Annotated in this window: 10 protein-coding genes; 5 read left to right on the plus strand and 5 right to left on the minus strand. The window is 36.6% G+C overall.

The window, feature by feature from the left end; translation table 11 throughout:
• Positions 1 to 34: 34 nt before the first annotated feature.
• Entirely contained in the window at positions 35 to 1,417 is a 1,383-nt protein-coding gene (locus tag J3U13_RS05920; RefSeq protein WP_267340784.1) for an APC family permease, read from the minus strand.
• Between the two features lie 373 nt (positions 1,418 to 1,790).
• Here J3U13_RS05920 and J3U13_RS05925 point away from each other — a divergent pair, with 373 nt between their 5' ends.
• Entirely contained in the window at positions 1,791 to 2,204 is a 414-nt protein-coding gene (locus tag J3U13_RS05925) for a PTS sugar transporter subunit IIA (RefSeq protein ID WP_267340785.1), read from the plus strand.
• A 13-nt stretch (positions 2,205 to 2,217) separates the two neighbouring features.
• Positions 2,218 to 3,606, plus strand: a complete 1,389-nt coding sequence (locus J3U13_RS05930) for a PTS fructose transporter subunit IIC (RefSeq protein WP_267340786.1) — start codon at positions 2,218 to 2,220, stop codon at positions 3,604 to 3,606.
• A 50-nt stretch (positions 3,607 to 3,656) separates the two neighbouring features.
• On the opposite strand, the gene J3U13_RS05935 is transcribed toward J3U13_RS05930, so the two are convergent.
• Positions 3,657 to 5,348: an amidohydrolase gene (locus J3U13_RS05935; protein ID WP_267340787.1), complete on the minus strand. Its 1,692-nt coding sequence runs from the start codon at positions 5,346 to 5,348 to the stop codon at positions 3,657 to 3,659.
• 149 nt (positions 5,349 to 5,497) lie between these two features.
• On the opposite strand from J3U13_RS05935, the gene matP reads away from it, so the two are divergent.
• The 3 genes from matP to cysB all read left to right on the plus strand — a co-directional run bounded on the left by matP (position 5,498) and on the right by cysB (position 9,731).
• Entirely contained in the window at positions 5,498 to 5,962 is a 465-nt protein-coding gene (gene matP, locus J3U13_RS05940; RefSeq protein ID WP_416380223.1) for a macrodomain Ter protein MatP, read from the plus strand.
• Between the two features lie 29 nt (positions 5,963 to 5,991).
• Entirely contained in the window at positions 5,992 to 8,592 is a 2,601-nt protein-coding gene (gene topA, locus J3U13_RS05945) for a type I DNA topoisomerase (RefSeq protein ID WP_267340790.1), read from the plus strand.
• 164 nt (positions 8,593 to 8,756) lie between these two features.
• On the plus strand, positions 8,757 to 9,731 hold the full coding sequence (cysB, locus tag J3U13_RS05950; RefSeq protein ID WP_267340791.1) for an HTH-type transcriptional regulator CysB: 975 nt from the start codon (positions 8,757 to 8,759) through the stop codon (positions 9,729 to 9,731).
• Between the two features lie 64 nt (positions 9,732 to 9,795).
• Here the strand turns inward: cysB and hisIE are convergent, their stop codons facing one another.
• The 3 genes from hisIE to hisA are packed head-to-tail and all read right to left on the minus strand — an operon-like array spanning position 9,796 to position 11,938.
• Positions 9,796 to 10,434, minus strand: coding sequence for a bifunctional phosphoribosyl-AMP cyclohydrolase/phosphoribosyl-ATP diphosphatase HisIE (hisIE, locus tag J3U13_RS05955; RefSeq protein ID WP_267340792.1), 639 nt, complete (start codon positions 10,432 to 10,434; stop codon positions 9,796 to 9,798).
• A complete protein-coding gene (gene hisF, locus J3U13_RS05960) occupies positions 10,428 to 11,204 on the minus strand; it encodes an imidazole glycerol phosphate synthase subunit HisF (RefSeq protein WP_267340793.1) in 777 nt (258 codons plus the stop codon). Before hisF ends, hisIE begins: the two co-directional genes overlap by 7 nt.
• Positions 11,186 to 11,938, minus strand: a complete 753-nt coding sequence (gene hisA, locus J3U13_RS05965; protein ID WP_267340795.1) for a 1-(5-phosphoribosyl)-5-[(5-phosphoribosylamino)methylideneamino]imidazole-4-carboxamide isomerase — start codon at positions 11,936 to 11,938, stop codon at positions 11,186 to 11,188. The genes hisF and hisA overlap by 19 nt, the downstream gene beginning before the upstream one ends.
• Position 11,939 lies beyond the last annotated feature (1 nt).

Consider the following 11,939-nt stretch of genomic DNA (forward strand, 5'->3'; position numbering starts at 1 on the left):
ATACTTTCAAGTAGACCTATTTCAAAAGATTAATTTAATCTTTAATGATTGAATTTAATTCATGATGATCAATCGATGGTAATACCTTAGTAAAACCTTTGGTCAAATAAACTAAATAACAAAATCCAACCGCTAACCAAACTAAGCCAACAATCATCGCAGTCTCATCAAGGCTGGTCCATAGCCATAACGAAAGTAAAACACCAATTGCTGGTAACATACCATATTTAAATAAAAATTTTATTGTCTTTGTTTTAATATCACAAAGATAACTTTTAATTACACACAAGTTAACAAATGTGAAAGCAACTAAAGCACCAAAGCTGATCATTGAAACAACTAAACTAAGATCTAATACCAATGATAACAATGAAAAACAAGCCACAAACAATATTGATAAATAAGGTGTTCTAAAACGAGGATGAATCTTAAAGAAAATCTGTTTTGGTAACACTCCTTCACGACCCATCGCATAAAATATTCTTGATACACTGGTTTGTGCTGTCATTGCTGATGCAAAAACACCCGTTAGATAGGCAGATTGGAAAAAATTATACATAAAATCATTTCCGTATTTTCCAAGTATATTATTTAAATTACTTATAGAATCTACTTTGCGCATTACATCTAAGCTAGCTGTATCTTTATTAGAAGCAAAATCTGTCCAATCAGGATAGGCTAAATGAGCACAATACGATACAACTAAGAAGATACTTCCTGCAATAAGCACTGTCCATATAATCGCTCTAGGTAATGACTTTTGTGCATCATTTGATTCTTCTGCCAATGTTGCGATAGCATCAAAACCCAAAAAGGCAAGACATAGTATTGCTGCACCAGACATTAACCCGCTAAAATCACCTGCATTCACTGACAAAGGCTTCATCATTGCTTCTGGTGTTAAACTTACATTGGTTAAAGTTAAGAAAATAAATAATCCAATAAAAAACATTTGAACAATAATTAATGTAAAATTTACTGAATTAATTAACTTAATCCCTAAATAATTTAAGAAGCTGACACTACAAAGTGACCCAAGCACAAATACATAAGCAGGAATGCTTGGGAAGGCTTCATTAAGATATATCCCCAATACCAAATAATTTAATATTGGTAAAAATAGGTAATCAAGAATTTGTGCCCATCCCACTAAAAAACCAATTTTTCCACCAAATGTATGTTGTACATACGAATAGGCAGAACCAGCAATAGGCAGTTTATTTGCCATACGACAATAACTTAATGCTGTAAAAAAGATCATTGCTAAAGTGATAACATAGGCTATGGGTAAGTGTCCATTACTGTCAACAGTAACTTCCCCATAAGTGGTAAAGATCCCTAAAGGAACCATATAAGCTAAACCAAATGCAATTAATGCAGGTGTGGTTAAAACTCGTTTCATTTTTATTGCGGACATGACTAATTTTGCTCCTCTGTCCCAAAAAACAATAAAAAACTACTAAGTATAGTTTTGCCTTTTTTTACCCGCTAAAAGCGGCAGGGAATTCTCCCACATTATTATAATTATGCAAGCTAATTTTTAGCTTATTAACATATGACTGTGTGGTTTTTGAGCTTACTATTTTCTAGGGAATTATTTTTAATCAAATCAATAAAAATCTCACATTGCTTAAATCAATTCAAGAGATATACATTTTGTGATCTATGTCTAATTATTTCTTTGATTAGGGAGATGTCAGTATAACTAAAACACGTTATATTTATCGGAAATTATTTTAGAGTGGCTATAAGTTAATCCGTAAATATCCATCAATAAAAAGGGTGTATTTATGACCTTAATTCCTGTTATACCTGTTGAATTCACAAATGATGTAGTAAAACAAAAATCATCAATTATTCAATTCATGGCTCAAATCAGTCAAAATCATTTATCAGATGTTGGAAAATTTGTTAATGATGTTATGGCACATGAACAAGAAATGGAAACCGATGTTTTACCCGATATTGCATTACCCCACGCTAAAAGTGATGGCGTCCGTACCTCATTTATTGCAGTGGGTAAATATCGTGAAGGTCTTATTTGGAATAATGATAATAATGTGAAAGTAATTATATTAATTGGTGCTCAAGAACAAGCTATCAAAGAACATTTAACCATTATTGCTAAATTAGTCACTAATCTTGCAGAAGATGATTTTCTTGCTGAATTGTTAAATAGTGACATTCAAACCATTGCTCAATAGATTAGAGGTATTTATGAATAATAAGAAAATTGTGGCAATTTGTGCCTGTACAGCAGGGATGGCGCATACCTATATAGCAAAACAAAAAATTGAAAATGAGGCTAAAAAACGCGGTTGGGAATGCAAAGTCGAAACACAAGGTGCTGCTGGTATCGAAAATGCATTAACACAAAGCGATCTTATCAGTGCCGATGTCATTATATTGGCAACGGATATATCGATTGAAAATGCAGAGCGAATTGAATCTTATAAAAATGTTATCGAAGTCAGTACGGGTGAAGCCGTTAAAAATACGGCTAATATTTTCAATCATGCTAAGCAAATGTCGACAAAAGTAATAAAAGATAATGTTGGTACAGAAATCTTTAAAGCTTTAAATACGGGTATTAGCAAATTTTTACCTGTTATAATTGCATCAGGGATACTCTTTTCAATTGTGTTAATCACTGGTGATGTTACTCAAAATACCATTTCACCCAGTAATCAATTTTTTGCGGACCTTCAACAAGTCGCTTTCTACGGATTTGCAATGATGGTACCGGTTTTAGCAGCTTATATGGCTTATTCAATCGGTGGCAATGCTGCTCTTGCTCCTGCATTCATTATGGGGTATGTCGTTAATAATCCAATTGGGGTCAATCACGTTAGTACTGGATTTATTGGCGCAATGATTTTCGGGATTTTAATAGGTTACTTTGTTAGGTGGTTTAAAACCATTAAAGTACATCCTGTTATCGCTTCGGTTATGCCCGTAATGATCATTCCAACAGTAACATTATTAGTGATGGCACCAATCTATATTTATGGTTTATCTTATCCATTGGATTGGTTTGTAAAAGCTATGGTGGCAACTTTAAAAGGTATGTCTCAAGTCAATGCAGCATTTTTAGGTATCGGTATTGGGATATTGGCAGCTTTAGATATGGGTGGACCATGTAGTAAAGCTGCAACAGCGTTTACTTTAGCTGCAATGGCTGAAGGCATTTATGGTCCTAATGGTGTTTTCCGTATGTGTTGTGCGATCCCGCCATTAGGATTAGCTCTTTCTTCCTTGATTGTTTCCCGATCAAAATACAGTAAAGAAGAAAAAGAGTTTGGTATTACAGCATTTTTTCTATCATTAGCCGGTATTACTGAAGGAGCCATTCCATTTGCGGCTAAAGATCCGAAACGCATAATTATTGCCATTATTGTTGGTACCGCTGTTGCAGGTATGCTAGGTATGATATGTGGAATAGACTCATTGGTTGCTTTTGGAGGACTTGTTGCTTTAGGTGGAGTAACTAAAGGCGCAATGTGGTATGTTATCGATATGTTTATTGGCGCATTTATTATAGCTGCAATTTTACACTTCACTAAAAAAGTTTCCGTTGAAACGGAGCAGGTAATTGAAAAACAATGATAAAATGGGGTGCACCATCCAGTGAGACGGTGTACCCATTTCTTATTCATCTATAAAGATTCATCTTGTTGATAGACAATTTTACCACCGACTATTGTTGTCAAAACATTCACATTTTGCATATCTGTCGCTGCAATGGTAAACGGATTACGATCTAAGATGATAAGATCAGCAAATTTACCTTTTTCAATGGAACCAATATATTCATCTTGTTTTAATAGGTAAGCCGCACCAATAGTAGCACAACGTAATACCTCTTTGGCGGTTAAATTACGGTCGCTATTTAACCGTGGGTGATCCGCGTCGATTTGTCTGGTCATGGCAATTTGAAAATCATACCATTCATTTAATGGATCAATCGGCCAATCACTACCAAAAGCGCAATGGACACCAGCATCAATATACTGTCCATGAGCTTCTAAACCATGATAGCGCTCTTCACCAAAAAGAGTTTGATATTGTTCAACCATGGACGAGCTGCATCCTGCCCATTGAAATGAAAATACCACACCAGCATTTAACTGTTTGTATCTAGCAAATTGATGTGAAGCACTTAGCTCATTGTGTGCCGTGCTCGGACGAATATCAGCATCTGGTAACGCTTTACGCATTTTCTCAATTGCATTGAGAACCACTTCAATAGCACCTTCACCAACGGTATGCATATGTGGATGAAAACCAGCTTTTGATGATTCTAAAATTAAGGCGTCTAACATTTCAATGGAATAATAGAGATCACCATAACGATCTTTTTCATCGGCTAAGTTATAAGGTTTTAGTAACCTTGCCGTCATTAAAGGTTGTTGCATCACCCCATCAACAAATAACTTAACATGTGACACTTTAATACCGGGTTTGGGTTGCCAATTTTTATCATCATAACGCGCAGCAAACTGTTTCACTTTATTGATAACATTAGGAATATCTTCAATTGACGAGACATCATCAGGAGGAAGTTCGTGGGCGCCAAATAAGCGGATGGTCAATTGGTCTTGTTTTTGTAATTGTAAAAATGCATCAGCTTGTATTTCAGTGATTCGGGCATCCATAACCGAAGTAACGCCTTGTTTGTTGAGTTCGGTTTGTGATAATTTAGCGACATTGAGTGCTTGTTCATTTGTTAATTTAGAGATACTATCAAAAGCACGCATGGCAGGGGCATCTTCTAAGATACCATTTAACTCACCATCAGCGTTACGACCAATTTTGCCATCCGTAGGCTCTGGCGTATTTCTATCTAAGCCAAATTTATCTAATGCAATGCTATTGGCAACCAATGTATGGCAGTCATTTGAAAAAAGGATGACTGGACGTAAAGTGTTAAGACGATCAAGATCGAATCGAGTAATATCCGTACCTACTGGTAAAACCTCTTGTCTTAGCCAACCGCGTACTTGCAGCCAATGGTTATTGTGATTTGTGGAATCTTTATCTAAATATGCTTGAATAATTGCTAAAGTATCATCTATGGTTAAACTTTGATAATGTAAATTACATGAGGATAATTGCATTCCTCCCCAAAAAGTATGTAAATGTGAATCGATGATTCCAGGCATCATGGTTTTGCCTTTTAAATCATAAATGGTTGTTTGGTTATCAACATAATTCTGGTTATTTATTTCTTGTGTACTACCAGTTGCAATAATATAGCCATTTTTAATGGCGATAGCTTCACAAACAGTATCTTCTTGGTTTGCGGTATAAATATAGCCATTAACATAAATAACATCAGCTTTAGCCATTATAGGTGATTCCTCAAAATAAAGATCAAAATGAAAGCTGAACGATAGCAGATTTATAAAAAATTTGTCAAATGCAATAATTTTCTTTATTGTGTGAGAAGATTATGCTAAAACTAACCCATTTAGTTACAGCGTCACAAGGTGAGCCGATGAAATATCAACAATTAGAAAACCTTGAATGCGGTTGGAAATGGCACTATCTTGTAAAAAGGCATTTAGAGGGTGAGTTAATTACTCGTCATATCGAAAAAAGTGCTGCACAACATGCCGTAAATGAATTATTACTATTAGAACATAATCCAAAAGAAGTAATTAATTGGATTAATGAGCATTTAAATCCCGATTTAGATAATCGCATGAAGCAAACTATTCGGGCTAGACGAAAACGTCATTTTAATGCTGAACAACAAAATACACGAAAGAAATCCATTGATTTGGAATTTTTAGTGTGGCAACGGCTCGCTAATTTAGCAAAACGCCGAGGTTGTACTTTGTCGCAAACCATTACGCAACTTATTGAAGACGCCGAGCAGAAAGAGCAATATGCAACAAAAGTATCGACAATTAAGGATGATTTACAGTCGCTTCTTGATGCGAAGCTTGACGATAATTAACTCAAACTACAGGATAAATAGGTTTAATTATGGGAAAATCCCTTGTTATTGTGGAATCACCAGCCAAAGCAAAAACAATTAATAAATATCTTGGCAAAGATTTCGTGGTTAAATCAAGTGTAGGACATATTCGTGACCTTCCAGTAAGTGGTAGTAGTCAACGTGCTGAAAAAACCACAAAAGATAAAGCTGAGAAAAAAGTTAAACGTTCAGAAAAACAGGTTTTGGTCGACCGAATGAGTGTCGATCCTTATAATGGCTGGAAAGCACATTACGAAATTTTACCCGGTAAAGAACGGGTGGTTGCTGAACTAAAAAAACTCGCTAAAGATGCTGATATGATCTATCTCGCAACCGACTTGGATAGAGAAGGAGAAGCGATTGCATGGCATCTAAAAGAGGTTATAGGTGGTGAACACAGTAAATATCGTCGTGTGGTATTCAACGAAATTACTAAGACTGCAATAAAAAATGCTTTCAACGAACCCTCTATGTTAGATATGGATCGCGTCAATGCTCAGCAAGCTCGTCGCTTTATGGATCGAGTTGTAGGCTTTATGCTATCACCATTACTTTGGAAAAAAGTGGCAAGAGGGCTATCCGCGGGGCGTGTACAGTCTGTTGCTGTTCGATTAGTAGTTGAACGTGAACGTGAAATTCATGCTTTTATTCCAGAAGAATACTGGGATCTGTTTGCTGATCTTAATACAGCCAATAATGAGCTGTTAACTATGCAAGTTGTGCATTATAAAAATGAAGCATTTGAACCCAAAGATAAAGTTGCTATTGATATTGCTTTAAGTGAATTAAATAAAAATCAATATCAAGTTACCAATATTGAAGAAAAGCCAACTAAAAGTAATCCAACTGCTCCATTTATTACTTCAACCTTGCAACAAGCTGCAAGCACACGTTTGGGCTTTGGAGTTAAAAAAACCATGATGTTAGCTCAGCGTTTGTATGAAGCGGGTTACATTACCTATATGCGTACGGACTCAACTAATTTAAGTCAAGATGCGTTAACTATGGTACGAGATTATATTGGTCAAAATTTTGGTGAAAAATATCTACCTAAGTCAGCGAATGTTTACAGCAGTAAAAAGAATTCACAAGAGGCACATGAGGCCATACGCCCCTCTGATGTGAACGTTGTTGCCGATGATATTAGTGATGTTGAAGCCGATGCTTGCAAATTGTATCAATTAATTTGGCGACAATTTGTTGCCTGCCAAATGACATCGGCAGAATACAACTCAACGACGCTTACCGTAAAATCAGGTGATTTTACATTAAAGGCTAAAGGACGCACGTTACGTTTTGATGGTTGGACTAAAGTGCAACCTCAACTGTCTAAAAACAGTGAAGACAAAATATTACCTAAAGTTGCCGTTAACGACGAATTATCATTAATCAGCTTAAATCCGAATCAACACTTTACCAAACCACCTGCGCGCTATAATGAGGCATCATTGGTTAAAGAACTTGAGAAACGAGAAATTGGTCGTCCATCAACTTATGCAACTATCATTTCCACCATTCAAGATCGCGGCTATGTGCGTTTGGATAATCGCCGTTTTTATGCGGAAAAAATTGGTGAAATTGTAACGGATAGATTAAATGAAAATTTTAATGATTTAATGAGTTACGATTTTACGGCACGTATGGAGCATGCTTTAGATGAAATTGCCCACAAAAAACAAGAATGGCGAGAAGTTCTTGATCAATTCTTTAGCGATTTTAGTGATCATCTTGAAGTGGCAGAACAAGCACCGGATAAAGGTGGAATGCAACTCAATCCACTTGTATTAACACCTGAAATTAAATGCCCTAATTGTGGTCGTGAAATGGGGATCAAAACAGCTGGTACAGGAGTGTTTTTAGCTTGTTCGGGTTACGCATTACCACCTAAAGAGCGTTGCAAACAAACCATTAATCTTATTCCAGAACATGAAACATTAAATATTTTGGAAGAGGCCGAAACAGCAGAAACTGATGCTTTAAGGGCGCGTAAACGTTGTCCAAAATGTCATACAGCAATGGACAGTTATTTACTCGATAATGAACGAAAATTACATATTTGCGGTAACAACCCAATTTGTGATGGTTCTATTGTTGAAAAAGGAAACTTTAAAGTGAAAAGTTACGAGGGTCCAATCATTGAATGCGAAAAATGTGGATCAGAAATGCACTTAAAATCAGGGCGTTTTGGTTTATATATGGGATGTACCAATCAAGACTGTAAAAATACACGTAAAATTTTAAAAAATGGTGATGTTGCACCACCAAAAGAAGATCCAGTTGATTTACCAGAACTACCGTGCAGCAAATCTGATGCTCATTTTGTTTTACGTGATGGTGCAGCAGGTATCTTCTTGGCAGCACATAATTTTCCAAAATCAAGAGAAACACGTGCACCATTGATTGAAGAGCTACAACGGTTTAAAGATCGTTTGCCAGAAAAATTTATTTATTTAACTCAAGCACCGAATAAAGATCCAGATGGAAATCCATCCATTGTACGTTTTAGTCGTAAAAGCAAACAACAGTATGTCACTTCCGAAGTGAATGGAAAATCGACAGGCTGGGTAATGCAATACCTAGACGGAAAATGGGTAAATAGTAAAAAGTAGGTAAGAACACCTGAAACGTCGTCAAAAAGTTTCAGGTTATGTATACGTTTTAGTATAAAATTTGTTTTTGTTTGTGCTAGGGTATAAAAGGAATTACCTTACGATTCCTCGCGTTAGACTAAAGTCGAAAGCGAGGAAAGTATATAGTTAAAGGAGCCTTTGTCATGAAATTGCAACAATTACGCTACATTGTTGAAGTAGTCAATAACGACCTCAATGTTTCGCTAACCTCCGAAAAACTTTATACTTCGCAACCTGGTATCAGTAAACAAATAAAATTGTTAGAAGATGAACTTGGCATTCAAATATTTACAAGAGTGGGGAAACATCTTTCCGAAGTCACTCCTGTTGGCGAAAAAGTGATTTCTCTGGCGCGTGACATCCTCAACAAATCAAAAGATATAAAAATTATAGCTAAAGAGTTTAGTCAGCCTAATCAGGGTTCATTAACGATTACGACAACTTATACTCAAGCACACTATAGTTTGCCAATAGTCATCCAGCAATTTATGAAGCAATACCCGAATATTATTTTACATATGGAGCAGGGCTCATCTCCCCAATGTATTTTACAGGCACAAACAGGGCAAGCTGATTTTGCCATTGTCACTGACCTTTCTCAACTTAATGATGAAATGATTGCATTGCCATGTTATCACTGGAACCAAGCAGTAATCGTTAAAAAAGATCATCCATTGGCTAAAAGTAGCTTAATTTCTATTGTAGAATTATCTCAATATCCGCTGGTTAGTTATGATTTTACTAATGATGGTTCTGACCTCAATCAAGCTTTTATTCGCGCAGGACAATTGCCAAATATTGTGTTTAGCACGACCGATGCTGAGTTAATTAAAACTTATGTGAAATTAGGCGTTGGCGTTGGAATTGTTGCTAAAATGGCAGTGAGTGATGCTATCGCTGATGAAGATTTTGTCGTGCTTAATGCTGGACATCTTTTCCCTTATAGTACCACTTATATCACTTTTGCACGCTCTTTATTTTTACGCAGTTATATGTATGATTTTATCAGTCAATTTTCACCACACTTAAATCGTCAAATAATCGATAAACTGATGTTATGTGAAAATAATAGCGAGGTATTAGCCATGTTCAATGGAGTAAAATTACCAGTTCGCTAACTTAAACATTCTTTTTAAGAATTCTATAAAAAAAGTGCGAGACTATCGCACTTATATTTCTGAATTATTTGTGTCTTGCTTTCAAAGTACCAATTACATCTTGCAGTGATAGATTTTGATCATGCAGTAAAACGATAAGATGATAGACCAAATCAGCCGATTCATTTTTCAGCTCTTCAATATCACGAACCGTCGCTGCTAAGGCTGTTTCAACACCTTCTTCTCCAACTTTTTGAGCAATACGTTTAGTGCCATCATGATAAAGTTTAGCGGTATAAGACGATTGTGGATCGGCATTTTTACGACCAGCAATTAATTGCTCTAACTCAAATAAAAACCCCCACTGAGTTTTCGCCGAAGCAAAACAGCTGTTATGGCCTGTGTGACACGTTGGTCCAATGGGGTCAACTAAAATCAATAAGGTATCATTATCACAATCAGGAGTGATACTTACGGCATTTAAAAAATTGCCAGAACTTTCGCCTTTAGTCCAAAGACGCTGTTTAGTGCGTGAATAAAAAGTAACTTTGCCACTGCTTAAAGTTCGGGCTAGCGCTTCTTGATTCATATAACCAAGCATGAGTACATCACCTGAAACGTAATGTTGTATAATGACTGGCATCAAATTATCGACTTTTTGCCAATCAAGTTGTGTTGGATCAAATTGCGGATTAAATGTTGTATTGGAATTTTCTGTTAGCATAATCGAATATTTACTCCATGTTGCACTAAGTATTGTTTAAGTTCACCAATGTTAATTATTTGTTTATGAAATACTGATGCGGCCAAGGCTCCGTCGACATCCGGTTCATTAAAGGCTTGTAAAAAATGCTCCTTCGTACCAGCACCACCAGAAGCAATCAATGGTACATGGCAAACTTCACGCACGGCTTTTAATTGAGCTAAATCGTAACCATTACGTACCCCGTCTTGATTCATCATATTCAAAACAATTTCACCAGCACCACGTTTTTGTACTTCTCTCACCCAATCAAGTGTATTCCATTTAGTTGCCACTGTACGTTTTTCATCTCCTGTAAACTGATAAACATGATAGTCATTGGATTGATGGTCATACCAAGTATCAATCCCTACCACAACACACTGGACACCATAACGATCTGCCAACTCAGTAATCAAATTAGGATTAGCCAACGCTGGGGAGTTAATTGAGATTTTATCAGCACCAAAAGTTAAAATCTGTCCTGCATCTTTTACTGTTTTAATACCGCCAGCCACACAAAAGGGGATATCAATCACTTCGGCAACTTTTGCAACCCAACTTTTATCAACAACACGACCATCGGAAGATGCAGTAATATCATAAAAAACGAGTTCATCAGCCCCTTCCTGAGCATAACGCTTAGCTAATGGTACGATATCGCCCATAATTTCGTGATTACGAAACTGCACACCTTTCACTACATGTCCATCGCGTACATCCAAACAAGGAATTATTCTTTTTGCCAACATGATATTGCCTCCTCAACGGTAAATTTTCCTTCAAGCAGTGCTCGTCCTACGATGACACCTGCTACGCCACTATCCATAAGCGCTTTAACATCATTGAGTTGACCAATTCCACCCGATGCCTGAAAGGCTATTTGAGGATATTTTTGGCTAATATCTCGATACAGACTTACATTTGAACCGCTCAGGGTACCGTCTTTAGAAATGTCGGTGCACAGTACGTGTTTTAAGCCATGTGGTAAGTAATCATCGATGACTTGTTCAAGTGTTTGGTTGGAATCTTCTTGCCAACCATGAATCGCAACATATTTATTACCATCAGCAGCGATGCGTACATCCAGCGCTAGAACTAACGCTTCGGCCCCATATTTGTTAAACCACTTCTTAACAAATTCAGGTTGTTTAATGGCTGTTGATCCTATCACAACTCGTGCTACACCAGCTGCAAGAAGCGCCTGTACATCATCTTCAGTGCGGATGCCGCCACCAATTTGCACAGGTACTTGAACGCCTTTAATTAACGTTTGAATTAATGTCATTTGTCGAGCTTTAGGGTCTTTTGCACCAGCCAAATCTACAAGATGCAGAAGTTGTGCTCCTTGTCGTTGGTAATTTAGTAAACGGGTTAATGGGTCACTTCCATAATCACGTTTTAGTCCATAATCACCTTGATGTAATCGAACCACACTACCGTCAATTAAATCAAGTGCTGGAATAATAGTAGGATAAACAGCCATT

Origin of the sequence: Gilliamella sp. B2887 (assembly GCF_026537015.1) — a bacterium.
GTDB lineage: Bacteria > Pseudomonadota > Gammaproteobacteria > Enterobacterales > Orbaceae > Gilliamella.

Coding starts and splice junctions, on each gene's coding strand:
- J3U13_RS05920 (WP_267340784.1), bottom strand. CDS start 1,417: ATGTCCGCAATAAAAATGAAACGAGTTTTAACCACACCTGCATTAATT.
- J3U13_RS05925 (WP_267340785.1), top strand. CDS start 1,791: ATGACCTTAATTCCTGTTATACCTGTTGAATTCACAAATGATGTAGTA.
- J3U13_RS05930 (WP_267340786.1), top strand. CDS start 2,218: ATGAATAATAAGAAAATTGTGGCAATTTGTGCCTGTACAGCAGGGATG.
- J3U13_RS05935 (WP_267340787.1), bottom strand. CDS start 5,348: ATGGCTAAAGCTGATGTTATTTATGTTAATGGCTATATTTATACCGCA.
- matP (WP_416380223.1), top strand. CDS start 5,498: ATGAAATATCAACAATTAGAAAACCTTGAATGCGGTTGGAAATGGCAC.
- topA (WP_267340790.1), top strand. CDS start 5,992: ATGGGAAAATCCCTTGTTATTGTGGAATCACCAGCCAAAGCAAAAACA.
- cysB (WP_267340791.1), top strand. CDS start 8,757: ATGAAATTGCAACAATTACGCTACATTGTTGAAGTAGTCAATAACGAC.
- hisIE (WP_267340792.1), bottom strand. CDS start 10,434: ATGCTAACAGAAAATTCCAATACAACATTTAATCCGCAATTTGATCCA.
- hisF (WP_267340793.1), bottom strand. CDS start 11,204: ATGTTGGCAAAAAGAATAATTCCTTGTTTGGATGTACGCGATGGACAT.
- hisA (WP_267340795.1), bottom strand. CDS start 11,938: ATGGCTGTTTATCCTACTATTATTCCAGCACTTGATTTAATTGACGGT.